Here is a 16,554-nt window from a genome sequence, read left to right as displayed (position 1 = left end):
CCAGGTGTCCCTTATCCTCCCGGTATGACTTCCGTGTTCAGCAAGATCATCGCCGGTGAACTGCCGGGCCGCTTCGTCTGGCAGGACGACGACGTCGTCTCCTTCCTGACCATCAACCCCTTCACCGAGGGGCACGTGCTGGTCGTGCCGCGGCAGGAGGTCGACCACTGGCAGAGCGTGGACGACGACCTGTGGGCGAAGGTGAACGACGTCGCCCGCATCCTCGGCCGCGCCGTCACCGCCGCCTTCGACGCCCCGCGCGCCGGCCTGATGATCGCCGGCCTGGAGGTCCCCCACCTGCATCTGCACGTCTTCCCCGCCTACTCCCTCGGCGACTTCGACTTCGCGACGGCCGAGAAGGATCCGTCGCCCGAATCGCTCGACCGCGCGCATCGGAAGATCAAGGACGCGCTGCGCGAACAGGGTCACGGCGAGCACGTCCCGGACTGATCTCCGCTCGACGGGATATCGGCGGAACAATTCCGACCGGTATCCCGTTGAGTTCCTCGTGTCTTCTACTCCACCGAGTTCCCCAGCCCCGGCCGGTACGGCCGAGCCGCAGGCCGCTGCCGCACCGCGCGCCGGTCTGCTGATCGCCGTTCTCGTCGGGGCCGCATTCGTCGTCATCCTCAACGAGACGATCATGAGCGTCGCGTTGCCGAAGCTGATGGTCGAGTTCGACGTCGGCGCGGCCACCGCCCAATGGCTCACCACGGCGTTCATGCTGACCATGGCCGTCGTCATCCCGATCACGGGCTACCTGCTCACCCGGCTGTCGCTGCGCACCGTCTTCGCGATCGCGATGGGCAGCTTCCTGCTCGGCACCCTGATCGCCGCGAGCGCCCCGATCTTCCCGGTCCTCGTGCTGGGTCGTGTCGTCCAGGCCGTGGGCACCGCGGTGATGTTGCCGCTGCTGTTCACGACGGTGCTCAATCTGGTTCCCGCCGATCGTCGCGGACGCACGATGGGCGTGATCTCGATCGTCATCGCGGTCGCTCCCGCGGTCGGCCCGACCATCGGTGGCGTCGTGCTCGACCAGCTGAGCTGGCGGTGGATGTTCTGGCTGGTGCTGCCGATCGCGGTCGTCGCGACGGCGCTCGGCCTGAGCTGGATCCGCAACGTCACCGAACCGGTCGCGGTGCCGCTCGACGCTCCGTCGGTGGTGTTGTCGGCCCTCGGGTTCAGCGGTCTCGTCTTCGGTCTGAGCAGTCTCGGTGAGGCCGCCGAGGGCGATCCGCTCATGCCACCGTGGCTGCCGCTGGTCGTCGGCATCGCGTCCTTGACGGTCTTCGTCCTGCGTCAGATCCGCCTCGGCGACGGCGCGCTGCTGGACATGCGCGCGTTCCGCACCCCGGCGTTCTCCCTCGCGGTCGCACTCGTGTCCGTGAGCATGATGTCGCTGTTCGGCACCCTCATCCTGCTGCCGATCTACCTGCAGAACGTCCTGGGTCAGTCGACACTGACCACCGGCCTGATGCTGCTGCCCGGCGGTCTGGTCATGGGTCTGCTCGGCTACATCGTCGGACGCCTGTTCGACCGGTTCGGTCCGCGGCCGCTCGTCGCACCGGGCGCGATCATCGCCTGCGTCGCGATGTGGGGCATGACGACCTTCGACGCGACCACCGCGATCGGCACGGTCATCGCCTGGCACGTGCTGCTCAACATCGGCCTCGCGTTGATGTTCTCGCCGCTGCTGACCTCGGCACTCGGGGCGCTGCCGCGACGGCTGTACTCCCACGGCAGTGCCATCGTCAGCACGATGCAGCAGGTCGCCGGCGCGGCCGGTACGGCGCTGTTCATCACGGTGCTGACCCGCACGACCGTCGCGGGCGCCGAGAGCGCCGAGAGCGCCGGCGATCCCGCCGGTGCCCTCGCGGACGGTATCCACGGCGCCTTCACATGGGGCGCGGTGATCGCGGTGATCGCCGTCGTCGGCTCGCTGTTCGTCCGGCGGGCCCCGGAGCCCGAGCCGGATGCGGTGGAGGCGTCGGTCCCCGAGACCACCGGAACGCACTAGCCGGTAGCACTCACCGGCCCGCACTCACGCGCCGGTCGTCACGACTTCCTGTTCGACGGGAAGCGTGGCGGCCGGCGCGTTGCTGTTCGTGGGTTCGCGGAGGAAGGCGTCCAGTTCGACCCACGAGGTGTCGCGCGCGGCGCTGCCGGTGAGCATGCCGAGGTGCGTTCCCGGGACGCGGACGAAGCGCACCTGCGTGCCGACGAGCAGCCTCGTGACGGGCTCGACAGCCGGGATCGGGGCGAGCACGTCGTCCTCGCCGCCGAACGCGAGCACCGGGACCGTGACGTCGGCGAGGTCGACGACCCGGTCGCCGAGGTGCAGTCGTCCGGTGGCGAGTTGGTTGTCGACCGTCACGTTCGTCGCGAGCTGGTGGAACACGCGTCCGGCGTAGCCGTGGATCTCGTCCTGGAACCGGTCGACGCGTTCCATCCGCGCGAGCGTCTCTGCGTCGGCGAGGTGCGTCGCGACGAACCACGGACGCTGGATCTCGCGTTCGATCGCGGTGAGGCGGTAGGCCGTGCGGACGACGGGTGCGGGCACTCCGCCGAAAACGGCGTCGAGCAGGCCGAGTGCGGGCTCGGCGACGAACCGGCCGACGAGCCGGGGCAGCGCCATCAGCGGGATCGCGGAGTAGTCGAGCGGACTGCCGAAGGCCGTCAGCGACCGCATCGGCAGGTCGGGATGTGCCGCGGCGGTGAGCATCGCGAGCGTGCCGCCGATGCTCCATGCCACGACGTCCACCTCGCGGTTCCCGCACAGTTCGGACGTGCGGGCGATCGCTTCGGGGATGACCTCGTCGATCCAGAACTCGAGTCCGAGGTCGCGGTCGTCGGAGGTCATCTCGCCGTATTCGACGAGGAAGACGCTGCGGCCGAGCTCGAGGAGGTGCTCGACGAGACTCTGGCCGGGCATCAGGTCGAAGCAGGTGGGCGAGGCGGCGAGCGGGGTCACGAGCAGCACCGGCGGACCGGCGTTCTCCGGGCCGAAGCGACGCAGCGTGCGGTGGCGACCGTCCCCGACGACCACCGAGGGAGTGTGATGGGGCGGCGCGATTCCGTCGGCGACGAACAACGACCACGCGTTCCGCGCGGCCTTCCCGACCACGTCCGTGATCCCCATGTGTGACTCCTCCCCGAGTCGGCAATACCTGGTTGTTGCGCGTGCTCACGATAGTCGTGGGACGTCGGGGCCCGCGCACCGGACGAACCGGACGGCACGACGACCCGCGTCGGAGAACCTGTCCGACGACAGTGCTATCAAGTGGTGCATGACGTGCTCACAGTGCAACCACGATCTCGACCACTGCCACGGCACCCTCGTGATCCACGCCGGCGCGCCGGTCGCCTGCACCGAACCCGACTGCGTCGACTTCGAGATCGTGCGGCACACCCTCGTTCTCGACTGCACCGAACTGGACGGCGGATGCTCGTGCACCGTGATTGCGCAGGAATCACAGCTGCTGCGCGTGTCCTGAGCAATTTGCCAATACTCGCCCGGAATTCCTAACCTCGACGGAGGTGGCCGCCGGTCGGCCTCCCGGACGAGCGCACCGTACCCGGCCAGCGACAAGACGGTGCAGGAGCGTTGTACGTCATGGCCTGGATCGTTCTCGTCCTCTCCGGTGTCCTCGAAGCCGTGTGGGCCACAGCCCTCGGCAGATCCGCCGGTTTCAGCCGGCTCACACCGACACTGGTGTTCGTCGTCGCTCTCGTCCTGAGCATGGCCGGACTCGCCTACGCCCTGCGCACGCTGCCGGTCGGGACGTCCTATGCCGTCTGGGTGGGTATCGGCGCCGCCCTCACGGTCGGATATGCGATGGTCACCGGCACCGAGGCCGCCTCCCTGCTGAAGATCGCACTCATCACGGGCATCGTGCTGTGCGTCGTCGGTCTCAAACTCGTGCACTGACCTTCTCGGACACTGACGTTCTCCGACACTGACGTTCTCGGACACTGACCGTTACAGTCGGTTCCATGAACCTCGGGTCCGTACTCGTGATGCCGGTGCGTGTGGGTCTGACCGCCGCCGAGGCCGCCCTGAGCGTCGCCGAAACGGTCGTCGGCACCGTGCGGGTCGCGGTGTCGCCCACCACCTACTCCGCGCTCGGCGCGGTCGGCCTGCCCGACACCCGCAGCTCGGTGGGCCTGCTGCAGCAGATCTCGAGGCTCACGTCGGAGGACCGCGGACTCGGTCACGCGCTGCGTCCCGGTGGTCCCCTCGACCGGCTGCTCGCGCCGGGTGGGCCGGTGGATCGACTCACCGAGCCGGGTGGCCTGCTCGATCGGTTGCTCGAACCGGGCGGGCCCGTCGACCGGCTCACCGCACCGGGCGGTCCGCTCGACCGGATCCTCGCCGACGACGGCGCCCTCGACCGCCTCGTGTCCGAAGAGGGTCTGCTCGATCGCCTCACCGCGCACGACGGCCCGCTCGAGCGGCTGCTCGCCCAGGACGGTGCGGTGGAACGGCTCACCGCGCCGGGCGGCATCGTCGATGTCGCGATCCGGCCCGGTGGGGTCGTCGAGCGGGCTCTCGCCCAGGGCGGCGTGCTCGACGTCCTGCTCTCCGAGCGGGGTGCCCTCGAACGACTGCTCGCCGAGGGCGGTCCGCTCGATCAGATCGTCTCGCTCTCGGAGACACTCGCGCATCTCACGCCCGGCATCTCGCAGATGAACGCGAGCATCGACATGTTGCAGGAGACGGTCGAGCTGCTGCGCGGGGCCGTCGGTCCGCTCGGCGACCTCGCCGGCCGGCTTCCCGGCCGCTGGTTGCGCAGCGGCAAGGGCGAGCTGCTTCCGCCGCCCTGACGCGGTTCCCGCTACCGCCGTCTCAGCGATCGGCGCGGCGGGATGCAACCAGCCGGGCGGCGTCGGCCGAGGCCCGGCGCGCTGCCGCGAACAGGTCCTCCCCCGTGCCGAGCAGCGCAGCGAGCGTGCCGGCGAAGTGGTCGCCCGCCCCCGTGGTGTCGACGACGTCGACCTGCGGGACCCGCAGGTGTTCGATCGCGTCCTCGGTTCCGACCACGACGTCCTCCCCGCCCCGGGTGATCACCACGGTGCGCACCTGTTCGAGCAGGCGGGTCACGATCTCGTCGAAGGGGGTCCCCGCGGGAAGACCCGCGTAGTGCAGGGCTTCCTGTTCGTTGAGCACGAGCGGATCGGCGCCGGCGAGGACGTATTCGTCCAGGTCGACGACCGGGCTCGGATTGAGCACGAACCGGCGGTCGTGATCGCGCGCCCACCGGGCGGCGGCCCAGGTCACGGCGGGGAGCAGTTCGAGCTGGGTGAGCACCACCGCGGGATCGAGGGCATCGAGTGCGGCGGTCACGTCCTCGGCCTTCAGCAGTGAATTGGCCTCGGGTACGACGACGATGCGGTTCTCTCCGTCGTCGGAGACGACGATGACGGCCCGGCCGGTCGGGCCCGGTGTGGTGCGCAGATGGGATGTGTCGACGCCGGCCCTCTGCTGCACGCCGCGCAGCACGTCGGCGGCGTGATCGCTGCCCACGGCGCCGACGATGGCGGTGGGAGCCAGGCGTGCCGCACCGATGGCCTGGTTCGCGCCCTTGCCTCCCGGATAGGTGCGCAGATGCCGGCCGAGTACCGTCTCGCCCTCTTCGGGAGCACGTGCCACGACGACCGTCAGGTCGAGGTTCAGCGATCCCACGACCGCCACCACGCATCGACTCGACTCGGTCACGGGGTCGAGCCTACGGCCGATCGACCCGCGGCGGCCGACCTACGATCGCTGCCCCTTCGTGTCCGGTTCCAGTTCGGGACAGACGATGTGGACGACCTCGTCCGCCCACGACTCCCCCACCTCGCCGTGACGCAGGTAGGCGCCGAGATACGCGCCGACGAGCATCGAGACGGCGGTGTCGACGTCGATGTCCTTGCGGATCGCGCCCGAGTCGATCGCGGTGCGGAGCACGTCGGCGACGACCTCGCTGCGGGCGTTGATGATCTCGCGGATCGACTCGGTGAATCCGGGTTCCTGGTCGGTGAGCAGTGCGCTGACACTGCCCATGCCCACCTCGTTCGACAGTCCCCGGCGGATCAGCTCGAGGGTCCATTTGACGCGGTCGTAGACGCACAGCCCGTCGGGAACGCACGGTGAGGCGACCTGCGAGTGCAACGCCGCGTCGAGGATCTCCTCGCGGTTCGCGTAGCGCCGGTAGATCGTCGTCTTCGCGACGCCCGACAGTGCCGCGACCGCCTCGACGGTGACGCGGTTGGGTCCGTGAAGGCGCAGGATCTCGAGCGCGGCCTTCACGATGCGTGCGTCGGTCCCGGCACGCTCCTTGACGGGACGCCGCGGCGTCAGGGCCACGGACTCCGTCTCGACCTCGCCGACCATGTCTACATCCTCCTCGCGCGGGCATACACCCGCAGGATTCCCGAGTCTCCCCGAAGAGGCGACCCCGAATCAAACACTACGAAACGATACGCTACGATGAGCGTATCGTTCCAATCGTCGACGAAGGGGAACGCATGACAGATATCTACGCACCGACACCCGGGCACCTCGCCGAATCCGAAACCGTCCTCGAGAGCTACCGCACCTACGACGCCGTCGAGCGGGCCATCGACCACCTGTCCGACGAAGGTTTTCCCGTCGAGTACCTGCGGGTCGTCGGCCAGGGAGTCACCACCGTCGAACACATCGAAGGCCGCATGACCAACGGCAGGGCCGCCCTCCGCGGCGCCGCCGCAGGCGTCTGGACGGGCCTGCTCTTCGGCCTGCTCCTGGCACTGCTCCTGCCGGCGACCGGCATGGCCACCGTGATCCTCGCCGCTGTCGTCTTCGGCGCGGTATGGGGCGGATCACTCGGCTTCTTCACCCACTGGAGCACCGGGGGACGCCGCGACTTCGTCTCGAGGAAGAGCATCGAGGCCTCCCGCTACGACCTCATGGTCGATTCCGAGTTCGTCGATCAGGCGCGCGAGAAACTCGCACTGCGCTGACCGACCGTTGTTTCTCCGATTCGAGAACCTCTTCGCCCACGCCGACCCGGCGTGGGCGAAGTCGTTTCCCGAGGAAATAATCACGCAAAAGGGATATTCCGCCCGAATCTCCGCATTCTCCCGATGCGGATAATCCGTGTTTGCCCGGTCATTTCTTTCCACTGATGGCATGATTCGAGTTATGGCCGGATCGTCGAATACTCCCCCGAAGCCCGCTGTGGGCTCGAAGGTCGTCGTACGCGCGGGCGTCGCGGGAGACAAGGCATGCCCCGGCACGATCGTCGAGGACTTCGGTCCTGCACAGGAAGCCGTGGGCGACAAGCTGGGTCGCGACTGGGCGCCCGTACGCCGCTGGGCCGTGGCGCTCGACGACGGACGGCTGATATTCGTCGATATGGACGCATTCGAATCCTCGAAGTCCTGATATCCGCTCCATTTCGTCACTTCCGTATTCACACGCCCCTGCAGTGACATGCGAGGGGTGAACCACCGGGTGAACTGCACCGGATCCGTTAACGCTCCGTGCGCCCGAACCGTTCTCCGGATATGACATGGATCGGTTGGCCGCTGCTCGGATGGTTCACGGCATCCCCGGTGGTCGCCCTCGTATTCGGCCGCGTCGCCGCGGCCCGCGACCTCCACGAGGCGCCGCGCACGATCGCGCCGGTGATCGACCTGTCGCAACGCAGGGCGAACCGCACTCCGCCCGAGCGCCGACACCTCCCGTGAAGCGATGGCCGAAAGCCCCTCCCGCAGCAGCATCTTCCAGGTGTATGTTGGCGTTCCAGAATCGAAGGTTCGCCTTACCTGAGTAGGTGCGTTCATGACGCTGCTCGCCGCCGATGCGCCCTCCGTCGCCACCCAGCTGGCCGGCTCCGGCCTGATCGGCCTGCGCGAAGGTCTCGAAGCCGGCATCGTCGTGACCATCCTCGTCGCCTTCCTCGTCCGGGCGGAGCGCCGCGACGCACTCAAATGGGTGTGGTGCGGTGTCGGGGGCGCAATCGCGATGGTGGCCGCGACGTTCCTGATCATCCATCTCGGTACCAGCACCCTCGACGGTCTCGCCGCGGAGATCGCCGCCGGAATCGCCTCCCTCGTAGCGGTCGTCATCGTCACCGTGATGGTGCTGTGGATGCGTACGGCTGCTCGCTCGATCTCCGGCGAACTGCGGTCCGGGATGGAGAAGGCCCTGATCGTGGGGCCCTCCGCCGTCCTGTCCCTCGCGTTCTTCGCCGTCGGCCGGGAGGGCCTCGAGACGGCACTGCTCATGGTCGGATACGCCGAGAACACCGCAGGGAGCCCGTGGCCACTCGTCGGCCTGTTGCTCGGCATCGCACTCGCCGTCGTGCTGTCCGTCCTGCTCTACGTCGGTGCGGTCCGGATCGACATGGCGAAGTTCTTCAAGCTCACCGGGATCTGTCTGGTGGTCGTGGCTGCGGGAATTCTCGGATACGGGGTGCGGGCCCTGCAGATCGGCGGTGTACTACCGGGCGCCACGGCGACCCTCTTCGATGTCTCCGATCACTACGATTCCGGCAGTTGGTACGGCACGGTTCTCGGCGGCATCCTCAACCTGCGCCCGGATCCGACGGTCCTCCAGTTCGCCGTCTGGCTCACCTATCTGGTGGTCGTCCTGTTCCTCTTCCTCCGGCCCGTCCCCGCCGACCGGCATGCGCGATCGGTGCAGCAACCCGCCGCCACGTGATCCCGCCCCGACCTCACGATCCCGCCTTCGAAAGGTTCCGTAGATGCGCCGAACCACCTGCTTCCTCGCTACGGCCGCCGTCCTTCCGTTCGCCCTTGCGGGGTGCACCGAGAAGGCGACCTCCGACACGGACGCCGTGTCGGTCACCGCGACGGACTCGTCCTGCGAGGTATCCGCCGCCGAGGGGGTCACGGGGCATTCGACGTTCGCCGTCACCAACAACGGTTCGAAGGTCACCGAGTTCTACGTCTTCGCGGCCGGTGACCGGGCACTGGGCGAAGTGGAGAACATCGGTCCGGGGTTGACCCGGCAACTCATCGTGAACATCCCCGAACCCGGCGACTACGAATTGTCGTGCCGGCCGGGCATGGTGGGCGACGGTATTCGCCGACCGTTCACCGTGACCGGCGACTCGCAGGCGGCGACGGACGCCGACGGGAAACTCGCGGAGGCAGCGGACGGCTACCGCCGCTACATCAGGAGCCAGACCGACGCGCTGGTCGTCACCACCGGTGAGTTCGTGGCAGCGGTCCGCGCGAACGACATCGCCGAGGCGAAGCGGCTGTTCCCGCTCTCCCGCACCTACTTCGAACGGATCGAACCCGAGGCCGAGAGCTTCGGCGACCTGGATCCGCGCCTGGACCTGCGTGAGGCCGACCTCGAGCCGGGGCAGGAATGGACGGGCTTCCACCGTCTCGAGAAGGACCTGTGGGTGACCGGTCCGCAACCCGACACCGGCGCGATCTCCGACCGGCTCGTCGCCGACGTCGCCGAGCTGGCAGGTCTGGTGAACGCGGAGGACTACGTCATCGACCCGACCCGCATCGCGGGCGACGCGCAGGGGCTGCTCGACGAGATCTCCACGTCGAAGATCACCGGTGAGGAGGACATCTTCTCGCACACCGATCTGTACGACTTCCAGGCGAACGTCGACGGTTCGCAGGCCGCGGTCGCGGCACTGCGTCCGATCCTCGACGAACAGGACCCGGCGCTCGGTGCTGCCATCGACGCCCGGTTCGCGGACCTCGACGCAGCGCTGGCCCGGTATCGAGAGGGTGAAGGCTTCGTCTCGTACGACACCGTCCCCGAACCGGAGCGCCAGGAACTGTCGCGACTGATCGATGCCTTGTCCGCCGAGGTCAGCAAGGTGCAAGGGGTTGTGGCGGAAGCCGCAGGACTATGACCCGACCGGACTCCCCCTCAGGCATCTCGCGACGTCGGTTGCTCGGCACCGCGGGTGCGGGGGTGGTTCTCGCCGGTACCGGGGCAGTGGTCGGTCGTGTCACCGCGCCCTCCTCCGAGGACGCCGCCGCCGACGCCGTGGTCCCGTTCCGCGGCGAACATCAGGCCGGGATCATCACTCCCGCGCAGGATCGCATGCACTTCGTCACCTTCGATGTGACCACCCGCGACCGCAACGAACTGATCGCGTTGCTGACGACGTGGACCGCGATGGCCGAACGCATGACTGCCGGCCTCGAAGCCACCGAGAACGGCGCGACCGGCGACGGCGGATACCGACCGCCGAGCGACACCGGTGAAGCACTGGACCTTGCGGCCTCCCGGTTGACCCTCACCATCGGTTTCGGACCGTCGTTGTTCGACGACCGCTTCGGCCTCGCCGACCTCAGGCCCGCCGCGCTGGTGGATCTGCCGCACTTTCCCGCCGACAACCTCGATCCGGCCCGCAGCGGCGGCGACATCGCCATCCAGGCCTGCGCCGACGATCCGCAGGTCGCGGTCCACGCGATCCGCAACCTCGCGCGGGTCGCCTTCGGCACGGCATCGGTGCGCTGGTCGCAACTGGGATTCGGTCGCACCTCCTCGACTTCGACGTTACAGACCACACCCCGCAACCTGTTCGGATTCAAGGACGGCACCAACAACCTCAAGGCGGAGGATCCCCAGGCGCTCACCGAGTCGGTGTGGGTGGCATCCGGCGACGACCGGCCGTGGCTCGCAGGCGGCACCTATCTGGTGGCACGGCGCATCCGCATGCTCATCGAACAGTGGGACCGCACGGTGCTGAACGAACAGGAAGCGGTCATCGGACGCGACAAGCGGGAAGGGGCGCCGCTCGGCAGGACGAACGAATTCGACGAACTCGATCTCGAGTCGAGCGGCCCGGACGGCCCGTTCGTTCCCACCACCGCCCACGTGCGGCTCGCGTCCGCTCAGCATCTCGGTGGCATCCGGATCCTGCGGCGCGGTTACAACTTCACCGACGGATCCGACGGATTCGGTCATCTCGACGCCGGACTGTTCTTCATCGCCTTCTGCCGCAACCCGCTCGAACAGTTCGTACCGATGCAGCTCGGACTCGCCCGGCACGACGGCCTCAACGAGTACATCCAGCACGTCGGATCGGCCGTGTTCGCATGCCCACCCGGAACGGTGGGGGAAGACTATTGGGGTCGGCCGCTGTTCGAGGCCTGAGATCTCCGGATCGACAACCGGACACAGCCCCGTGAGCGGAGGAACTCATGCACGACGACCTGCCTGTTCCTCCTGCTCCCCCTGTTCTGCACAACGGCACCGGGAATGCGGCACTGATCGCGGGGATCGTCGCCCTCGTCTTCGCATTCGTCCCCGTCATCGGAGACTTCGTCGCGATCCCTGTCGGGCTGGTCGCGGTGGTGTGCGGATGGATCGGTCTCGAACGTGCCGACAAGGGCACGGCCACGAATCACCGTGAGGCCCTGGCCGGTGCCTGCCTGGGCGCTGCGGCACTGTTCGCCGTGTTCGTGGTCTTCGCAGCGGTTCACAGCAGCACCGGATGAAACAGGCCCGCACGCTGTACGCGACGGGCCCTACCGGAGCCCCCTGTCAGGATTGAACTGACGACCGCTCGCTTACAAGGCGAGTGCTCTACCACTGAGCTAAGGAGGCACAGAACTCGACGGTCGCGGACGACGCGTGAGCGACGCCATCATATAGCGCGTCACACTCCCGGCGCGCACCCACCCGCCTTCGTTACGGTGGATTGCATGCCCACCCTCCCCGTTTCCCCCAGCCGTACCGGAGGCCGCGGACGGTGAGCCGCTTCGACGAATTCCTCGATCGACTTCTCGGTACCCGCCGCGCGACCATCGACGCGGTCACCGAGGCTCCGGCGCCACTCCAGCCGATCGATCTGACCGACGATGCGGTGGTCGCCGAGGCCCTCGACGTCGCCGTGCGTGTCGGTGAGGTCCTGCTCGCCTCGGGTACCGGTGCGATCGACACCGCCGAGCAGGTGCGGTTCGTCGCCGCCACCTACGGCCTGGCGCAGTGCGACGTCGACGTCACCTACAACTCGATCGTGCTGTCGGCCTATCGCGGACCGACGATGCCGCCGTCGAGCACGATGCGGGTGGTGCACTACCGCTCGATGGACTTCACGCGACTCGCGGCCGTCGACCGTCTGACCCGACGCATCCGCCGCGACGCGATCTCCCCGGCGCAGGCGCACGAGGAACTGCTCGCCATCACCACCAAGGCGCATCCGTACAACCGCTGGGTGGCGACGGTCGCGTGGTCGGCGATGGCCGCCTCGATCTCCGTGCTCCTCGGCGGCGACGCGCTGGTCGCGCTCGTCGCCTTCGGTTCGACGTTCGTGATCGACCGCGTCAACCGCAAACTCAACGCGGCCGGGTTGCCGTTCTTCTTCCAGCATCTGGTGGGCGGCATCGTCGCGACGGCCCCGGCGATCACGTTGTACGGGATACGGGAGACCATCGGGATCGAAGTGTCGCCGGGACTGATCATCGCGGCCGGCGTGACGGTGCTGCTGTCCGGTCTGTCGCTCGTGGGTTCGGTGCAGGACGCCATCACCGGTGCCCCCATCACGGCGTCGGCGCGTTTCTTCGAAGTGCTGATGATGACGGGCGGCATCATCGCGGGCGTCGCGACGACCCTGCGGGTCGCGTCGGTATTCGGCGCCGAACTCCCCCTCATCAGTTACGAGGCACTCCCCGACCTCACACAGCTGCCGACGAAGATCCTCGCCGGTGCCGCCGCGGCGTTGTTCTACGCCCTCGCCTGCTACGCCGAACGTCGGGCCCTCACGGTCGCCGCGTTCGCCGGCGCCACCGGCAGCCTCGGCTACCAGCTCGCGCTCGGGTTGTCGCTCGGCCCGATCATCTCGTCGGCGCTGGCCGCGACCGTCATCGGTTTCGCCGGTGGTCTGATGGCCCGCCGTGCGCTCACGCCCCCGCTGGTCGTCGCGGTCGCCGGCATCACGCCGCTGCTGCCCGGTCTCGCCCTCTATCGCGGCCTGTACGCGATGCTCCGGAATCAGATGGCCACCGGCATGACGGCGCTGTTTTCGGCGTTCGGTATCGGATGCGCGCTCGCCGCGGGTGTCACGCTCGGTGAGTGGCTGGCCCGCCGCACCCGCAATCCGCGCGGTGTCCTGCGCGTCGGCGCGTTGCGTCGCCCGCAGCTGCGGCGGATCCCCCGGATCCGGCTCGACAAGAACCGCCCGGTGTGGCGCCCGGCGCCCGGCCCCGCCACCGGTCCCATCCCGATGGGATCGCTGCACACCGGCCCGGTTCCCACAGCGCACACCGGCCCGATACCCACAGCTCCCGGGACGGGCCCCATCGCGACGGGACCGATCGCGACCGGCCCGATACCCACGGGCCCGATCGCGTCGGGTCCGCTGGCCACGGGCCCGATACCCGTCGATTCACACGGGTCGTCGAGCAGGGAGTCGGGATCGTCCGTACAGACGACGAGAGCCACGCTGCGCTTTCGGCGCGGGCGTGACTCTCGGCGGATCTGACGGAAGCGTTCAGCTGCCCTGGCGGGCCTTCTCGTCGGCTTCCATTGCGTCGCGAAGGCTCTTCGGACGCATATCGGTCCAATTCTGCTCGACGTACTCGACGCAAGCGGCGCGCGACTCTTCGCCGAATACCACCCGCCACCCCTGCGGAACCTCGGCGAAGGTCGGCCACAGCGAGTACTGCTCCTCATCGTTGATGAGGACGTAGAAGCGGCCGTCTTCGTCGTCAAATGGATTCGTGCTCATCTCGCCTCACTTGTTGCGTAGGTGTGATGGTCCGATATCCTACCAAGCTCGTCGATTCCTCCCCCGGCTCCGGGCAGACGGAGCTCTCGGCGTTCGACGATCGAGGTGAGGATCTCACCCGCGCGGATCGCTGCGTTGGACAGCAACGACGCGGTCAGACCGTGTGTCTTCTCGGTTCCGCCCTGCAGGTAGACGTCGGCCGTGACGTTCTCCGGCAGCGGCAGACGGTAGTCGCGGGCGACGGACAGGACCGGCGTCTCGGGCGCGAGATCGCCCAGCAGCGGTGCGAGGGGCGCGGGCTCGAAGCCGGTCGCGAGGACCACCGCGTCGCACTGGAGGGTCTCGGTGTCGCCTTCGAGATTGTCGCGGATCTCGACGGTGACTCCTGCGTCGCTCTCGAGCGCCGATACGACCTCCGAGGCACGACGCATGAACAGCCGGCGACGACCGCTCACCCGTTCGCGGTACTCGGTCGCGTAGAGCGCCTCGATGAGTTCGGGCGAGACGACCGAGTAGTTGGTGCTGCGGTGCAGGGCGAGCAGCCGCTCACGCTCGGACAGTGGGGCCGCGTGCAGCTCGTCGACGACCTGCGGGTCGAAGATGCGGTTCGCGTACGGGCTGTCGTCGGCGGGGCTGTACCCGAAGCGGTTGAAGACGTTGTGGACCTCGGCCTGCGGGTAGTGCGTGTGCAGGTACTGCACGACCTCGGCAGCGCTCTGCCCTGCGCCGACCACCACGAAGCGCTGGTGCTGCGGCTCCGGCATGTCCTCGATGTGGAAGAGGAAGTGGTGGTTGTGGAAGCAGCGGGCAGACGCGACCGCCCACTTCGGGAGCCGGGCACGCAGTCCGACTCCGACCACGACGCTGTGCGCGTACACGACGGCGCCGTCGGCGGTCCGCACGGCGAACAGGTCGGCGATCCCGTTGTGGTTGCGGACGGTCTCGACCGAGACGACCTCGGTTCCGTAGCGGACGTCGGCGTCGACGCGCGTGGCCGCCCACTGCAGGTAGTCCTGGAACTCGTGACGCGTGGGGAAGAACGTCTGGTGGTTGACGAAGTCCACGAGACGGCCACGGTCGTGCAGGTAGGAGAAGAAGCTGTACGAGCTCGTGGGGTTACGGAAGGTGACCAGATCCTTGGGGAACGCGATCTGCATCGTGGCGCCCTCGAGCAGCATGCCCGGGTGCCAGGCGAAGGCCGACTGACGTTCGAAGAATCGTGCCCGGATCGCCGAGGAGGGGTTGTCGGTGTTGTGCTCCTCGACAGCGATCGCGAGCGCCAGGTTCGAGGGGCCGAAACCGATACCGACGAGGTCGAAGACGTCTCCTTGCGAGTTGCCCTCCGACCTCCCCGCGTCATCGGCGACAAGGCTGGAACGGTCGGTCATCACTCAACTTCCGTACTAGGGGGGCCGGAGGGGCCCGTGATCGGTTCGTACGAGACTCGAAGGTAGCTCAGGCTAACCTTTGTTCGGTGAGCGTACCAGTGCCCGACGGTCCGCGGGACGTCACGATCTCCCGGATCACAGGGACCTTCGTCGCATTTCGCAGACGACGGGCGCGGTGGATCGTGACTGATTCCACCGCGCCCGCCTGCCGATTTCCCCTGCCAGGGGACTCCCCTACGAAGCCAGGAAGTCCACCAGGATCTTGTTGACCGCCTCGGGCCGCTCGAGATAGCCGTAGTGCCCGGCGTCCGGGATCTCCTCGTAGCGCGCACCCGGAATGGCGTCCGCGACCTCGCGCGACAGATAGGCCGGGATCATCCGGTCGTCGGCGAATCCGACGGCCAGGCACGGCACGGTGATGCCCCGGTAGGCCGCGCGCCGATCGAACTCCCGGTCCATGCCGAGCTGCGCGCGCACGCCCGCCGACACCTTTCCGCCGCTGAACTCGAAGACGTCCAGCCAGTCGCGGGCGGTGTGCTCGTCGGCCAGCGAGGCCGGCGACAGATTCATCACCGCCGTGACGGCGGCCTGGTACTTCGGTGGCAGTTCGACGCCGCTGTCGTAGAGCTGGCGCTCCCCCTCGGTGAGCGTCAGCTGGAACTGGTCCATGCGGGCGTGGCCGGCCAGGAAGACGGCCTTGCGGACGAGCTCGGGACGGGCGAGCGTCAACTCCTGCGCGACACGCGCACCCATCGACGTGCCGATCACGTAGGCGGGACCGCCGAGCAGTTCGATCAGGCCGGCGGTGTCCTTCACCAGGTCGTCGATGGTCATGCCGCCGAGGCTCTCGCCCGACGGTGCGATGCCGCGGTTGTCGAAGGTGGCGACCCGGTAGCCGGCCTTCACGAGCGCGGGCACCTGGTGCAGATCCCACACGCGCCCCGGACTACCCGTTCCCATGATGAGGACGACGAGATCGCCCGTTCCCTTGACCTGGTAGTTCAGCGGGATGCCGTTCACGGTGGCAATGGGCATGAATACCTTCCTCGACGAGAGCGCGGTTGTGCGCCGCGGGTCGGCGCCGTGACGTCGCGCACCGGAAACACACACGGTGTACCTACAGCACGACCGTCCTACGGTACCGCGACGTAGACGTGCAGGACCGTGCCAGGACCGACCTCGGAAGGCGGGTGGCGGCGAGCTGTCCGATTCTCCTAGAGTCGAAGGACGATGCGTGCTCGCACAGAGCAGCGACCCCGGGAGGACATCATGGCCGCGGACCCGACCACCGCGAACGACATCGCCGACGAGGATCTCGAACCCGTCGCCGACGAAACCGCACGACAGGCGCAGCGAGTCGTCGCCGCCTACGCAGAGAATGCGGACGAGTGCCGCATGCTGCTGTCGATGCTCGGCATCGGTCCCAGCGACAAGCACTGACGAGCACGACACCCACCACGGTGCCGGTG

At 68.1% G+C, this 16,554-nt stretch carries 19 protein-coding genes, 1 tRNA gene, 1 pseudogene and 1 riboswitch; of the genes and pseudogenes, 14 read left to right on the top strand and 7 right to left on the bottom strand.

Annotation, left to right across the window (positions count from 1 at the left end; all coding sequences use genetic code 11):
• Nucleotides 1–24: 24 nt before the first annotated feature.
• Both ACPCXD_RS09690 and ACPCXD_RS09685 read left to right on the top strand, forming a co-directional pair.
• A complete protein-coding gene (locus ACPCXD_RS09690; RefSeq protein ID WP_006551872.1) occupies nt 25–450 on the top strand; it encodes an HIT family protein in 426 nt (141 codons plus the stop codon).
• Nucleotides 451–508: 58 nt separating this feature from the next.
• The gene (locus ACPCXD_RS09685; protein WP_423659354.1) at nt 509–2,017 is read left to right on the top strand and encodes an MDR family MFS transporter; all 1,509 of its coding nucleotides are present in this window, start codon (nt 509–511) and stop codon (nt 2,015–2,017) included.
• A gap of 24 nt (nt 2,018–2,041) precedes the next feature.
• On the opposite strand, the gene ACPCXD_RS09680 is transcribed toward ACPCXD_RS09685, so the two are convergent.
• Nucleotides 2,042–3,139, bottom strand: a complete 1,098-nt coding sequence (locus ACPCXD_RS09680) for a polyhydroxyalkanoate synthase family protein (RefSeq protein ID WP_423659353.1) — start codon at nt 3,137–3,139, stop codon at nt 2,042–2,044.
• A 148-nt stretch (nt 3,140–3,287) separates the two neighbouring features.
• On the opposite strand from ACPCXD_RS09680, the gene ACPCXD_RS09675 reads away from it, so the two are divergent.
• From ACPCXD_RS09675 to ACPCXD_RS09665, 3 genes are all read left to right on the top strand, one after another.
• Entirely contained in the window at nt 3,288–3,494 is a 207-nt protein-coding gene (locus ACPCXD_RS09675; RefSeq protein ID WP_145692993.1) for a hypothetical protein, read from the top strand.
• Nucleotides 3,495–3,534: 40 nt separating this feature from the next.
• Nucleotides 3,535–3,600, top strand: a riboswitch (guanidine-III (ykkC-III) riboswitch).
• A 13-nt stretch (nt 3,601–3,613) separates the two neighbouring features.
• Nucleotides 3,614–3,928 (top strand): DMT family transporter, encoded by a 315-nt coding sequence (locus ACPCXD_RS09670; protein ID WP_026061704.1) that lies wholly within the window; start codon nt 3,614–3,616, stop codon nt 3,926–3,928.
• Between the two features lie 65 nt (nt 3,929–3,993).
• Nucleotides 3,994–4,824, top strand: a complete 831-nt coding sequence (locus ACPCXD_RS09665) for an ABC transporter (protein WP_088897521.1) — start codon at nt 3,994–3,996, stop codon at nt 4,822–4,824.
• A 22-nt stretch (nt 4,825–4,846) separates the two neighbouring features.
• On the opposite strand, the gene ACPCXD_RS09660 is transcribed toward ACPCXD_RS09665, so the two are convergent.
• Both ACPCXD_RS09660 and ACPCXD_RS09655 read right to left on the bottom strand, forming a co-directional pair.
• On the bottom strand, nt 4,847–5,716 hold the full coding sequence (locus tag ACPCXD_RS09660; protein WP_088897522.1) for a ribokinase: 870 nt from the start codon (nt 5,714–5,716) through the stop codon (nt 4,847–4,849).
• 39 nt (nt 5,717–5,755) lie between these two features.
• Complete coding sequence (locus ACPCXD_RS09655; RefSeq protein WP_016694819.1) at nt 5,756–6,373, bottom strand: TetR/AcrR family transcriptional regulator; 618 nt, start codon at nt 6,371–6,373, stop codon at nt 5,756–5,758.
• Between the two features lie 134 nt (nt 6,374–6,507).
• Between ACPCXD_RS09655 and ACPCXD_RS09650 the strand changes: the two genes are divergently transcribed.
• From ACPCXD_RS09650 to ACPCXD_RS09620, 7 genes are all read left to right on the top strand, one after another.
• Nucleotides 6,508–6,981: a general stress protein gene (locus ACPCXD_RS09650; RefSeq protein WP_088897523.1), complete on the top strand. Its 474-nt coding sequence runs from the start codon at nt 6,508–6,510 to the stop codon at nt 6,979–6,981.
• Nucleotides 6,982–7,162: 181 nt separating this feature from the next.
• Nucleotides 7,163–7,405, top strand: coding sequence for a hypothetical protein (locus ACPCXD_RS09645; RefSeq protein WP_026061175.1), 243 nt, complete (start codon nt 7,163–7,165; stop codon nt 7,403–7,405).
• 122 nt (nt 7,406–7,527) lie between these two features.
• Nucleotides 7,528–7,710 carry a hypothetical protein gene (locus ACPCXD_RS09640; protein WP_145692991.1) on the top strand — a complete coding sequence of 61 codons (183 nt, stop codon included), beginning with the start codon at nt 7,528–7,530 and terminating at the stop codon, nt 7,708–7,710.
• A gap of 94 nt (nt 7,711–7,804) precedes the next feature.
• Nucleotides 7,805–8,686 carry an iron uptake transporter permease EfeU gene (gene efeU, locus ACPCXD_RS09635; RefSeq protein ID WP_088897525.1) on the top strand — a complete coding sequence of 294 codons (882 nt, stop codon included), beginning with the start codon at nt 7,805–7,807 and terminating at the stop codon, nt 8,684–8,686.
• A gap of 43 nt (nt 8,687–8,729) precedes the next feature.
• On the top strand, nt 8,730–9,869 hold the full coding sequence (gene efeO / locus ACPCXD_RS09630) for an iron uptake system protein EfeO (protein ID WP_088897526.1): 1,140 nt from the start codon (nt 8,730–8,732) through the stop codon (nt 9,867–9,869).
• Nucleotides 9,866–11,122 carry an iron uptake transporter deferrochelatase/peroxidase subunit gene (efeB, locus tag ACPCXD_RS09625; RefSeq protein WP_229567002.1) on the top strand — a complete coding sequence of 419 codons (1,257 nt, stop codon included), beginning with the start codon at nt 9,866–9,868 and terminating at the stop codon, nt 11,120–11,122. The genes efeO and efeB overlap by 4 nt, the downstream gene beginning before the upstream one ends.
• Before the next feature lie 47 nt (nt 11,123–11,169).
• On the top strand, nt 11,170–11,466 hold the full coding sequence (locus ACPCXD_RS09620) for an FHIPEP family type III secretion protein (RefSeq protein WP_145692988.1): 297 nt from the start codon (nt 11,170–11,172) through the stop codon (nt 11,464–11,466).
• Nucleotides 11,467–11,503: 37 nt separating this feature from the next.
• On the opposite strand, the gene ACPCXD_RS09615 is transcribed toward ACPCXD_RS09620, so the two are convergent.
• Nucleotides 11,504–11,575 (bottom strand) — tRNA-Thr (locus tag ACPCXD_RS09615).
• Nucleotides 11,576–11,720: 145 nt separating this feature from the next.
• On the opposite strand from ACPCXD_RS09615, the pseudogene ACPCXD_RS09610 reads away from it, so the two are divergent.
• Nucleotides 11,721–13,118 (top strand): annotated as a pseudogene (locus ACPCXD_RS09610) (threonine/serine exporter family protein); the annotation flags it as partial.
• Nucleotides 13,119–13,460: 342 nt separating this feature from the next.
• Here ACPCXD_RS09610 and ACPCXD_RS09605 read toward each other — a convergent pair.
• The 3 genes from ACPCXD_RS09605 to ACPCXD_RS09595 all read right to left on the bottom strand — a co-directional run bounded on the left by ACPCXD_RS09605 (nt 13,461) and on the right by ACPCXD_RS09595 (nt 16,120).
• Nucleotides 13,461–13,697 carry an MbtH family protein gene (locus ACPCXD_RS09605; protein ID WP_006551884.1) on the bottom strand — a complete coding sequence of 79 codons (237 nt, stop codon included), beginning with the start codon at nt 13,695–13,697 and terminating at the stop codon, nt 13,461–13,463.
• Nucleotides 13,694–15,085 carry a lysine N(6)-hydroxylase/L-ornithine N(5)-oxygenase family protein gene (locus ACPCXD_RS09600; RefSeq protein ID WP_145692987.1) on the bottom strand — a complete coding sequence of 464 codons (1,392 nt, stop codon included), beginning with the start codon at nt 15,083–15,085 and terminating at the stop codon, nt 13,694–13,696. Before ACPCXD_RS09600 ends, ACPCXD_RS09605 begins: the two co-directional genes overlap by 4 nt.
• 234 nt (nt 15,086–15,319) lie before the next feature.
• A complete protein-coding gene (locus ACPCXD_RS09595) occupies nt 15,320–16,120 on the bottom strand; it encodes an alpha/beta fold hydrolase (protein ID WP_016692418.1) in 801 nt (266 codons plus the stop codon).
• Nucleotides 16,121–16,315: 195 nt separating this feature from the next.
• Between ACPCXD_RS09595 and ACPCXD_RS09590 the strand changes: the two genes are divergently transcribed.
• Nucleotides 16,316–16,525 carry a hypothetical protein gene (locus ACPCXD_RS09590; RefSeq protein WP_016692417.1) on the top strand — a complete coding sequence of 70 codons (210 nt, stop codon included), beginning with the start codon at nt 16,316–16,318 and terminating at the stop codon, nt 16,523–16,525.
• Nucleotides 16,526–16,554 lie beyond the last annotated feature (29 nt).

It is taken from the genome of Rhodococcus sp. AB351 (assembly GCF_049538275.1).
Taxonomy (GTDB): domain Bacteria; phylum Actinomycetota; class Actinomycetes; order Mycobacteriales; family Mycobacteriaceae; genus Rhodococcus.
The sequence above is the reverse complement of the archived record's forward strand: the minus strand, read 5'-3'. Positions and strand labels throughout refer to the sequence as shown.

Excerpts from the sequence above, each read along its gene's own strand:
- ACPCXD_RS09690 (WP_006551872.1), top strand. The coding sequence starts at position 25 with ATGACTTCCGTGTTCAGCAAGATCATCGCCGGTGAACTGCCGGGCCGC.
- ACPCXD_RS09680 (WP_423659353.1), bottom strand. The coding sequence starts at position 3,139 with ATGGGGATCACGGACGTGGTCGGGAAGGCCGCGCGGAACGCGTGGTCG.
- ACPCXD_RS09675 (WP_145692993.1), top strand. The coding sequence starts at position 3,288 with ATGACGTGCTCACAGTGCAACCACGATCTCGACCACTGCCACGGCACC.
- ACPCXD_RS09670 (WP_026061704.1), top strand. The coding sequence starts at position 3,614 with ATGGCCTGGATCGTTCTCGTCCTCTCCGGTGTCCTCGAAGCCGTGTGG.
- ACPCXD_RS09665 (WP_088897521.1), top strand. The coding sequence starts at position 3,994 with ATGAACCTCGGGTCCGTACTCGTGATGCCGGTGCGTGTGGGTCTGACC.
- ACPCXD_RS09655 (WP_016694819.1), bottom strand. The coding sequence starts at position 6,373 with ATGGTCGGCGAGGTCGAGACGGAGTCCGTGGCCCTGACGCCGCGGCGT.
- ACPCXD_RS09650 (WP_088897523.1), top strand. The coding sequence starts at position 6,508 with ATGACAGATATCTACGCACCGACACCCGGGCACCTCGCCGAATCCGAA.
- ACPCXD_RS09645 (WP_026061175.1), top strand. The coding sequence starts at position 7,163 with ATGGCCGGATCGTCGAATACTCCCCCGAAGCCCGCTGTGGGCTCGAAG.
- ACPCXD_RS09640 (WP_145692991.1), top strand. The coding sequence starts at position 7,528 with ATGACATGGATCGGTTGGCCGCTGCTCGGATGGTTCACGGCATCCCCG.
- efeU (WP_088897525.1), top strand. The coding sequence starts at position 7,805 with ATGACGCTGCTCGCCGCCGATGCGCCCTCCGTCGCCACCCAGCTGGCC.
- efeO (WP_088897526.1), top strand. The coding sequence starts at position 8,730 with ATGCGCCGAACCACCTGCTTCCTCGCTACGGCCGCCGTCCTTCCGTTC.
- efeB (WP_229567002.1), top strand. The coding sequence starts at position 9,866 with ATGACCCGACCGGACTCCCCCTCAGGCATCTCGCGACGTCGGTTGCTC.
- ACPCXD_RS09620 (WP_145692988.1), top strand. The coding sequence starts at position 11,170 with ATGCACGACGACCTGCCTGTTCCTCCTGCTCCCCCTGTTCTGCACAAC.
- ACPCXD_RS09605 (WP_006551884.1), bottom strand. The coding sequence starts at position 13,697 with ATGAGCACGAATCCATTTGACGACGAAGACGGCCGCTTCTACGTCCTC.
- ACPCXD_RS09600 (WP_145692987.1), bottom strand. The coding sequence starts at position 15,085 with ATGACCGACCGTTCCAGCCTTGTCGCCGATGACGCGGGGAGGTCGGAG.
- ACPCXD_RS09595 (WP_016692418.1), bottom strand. The coding sequence starts at position 16,120 with ATGCCCATTGCCACCGTGAACGGCATCCCGCTGAACTACCAGGTCAAG.
- ACPCXD_RS09590 (WP_016692417.1), top strand. The coding sequence starts at position 16,316 with ATGCGTGCTCGCACAGAGCAGCGACCCCGGGAGGACATCATGGCCGCG.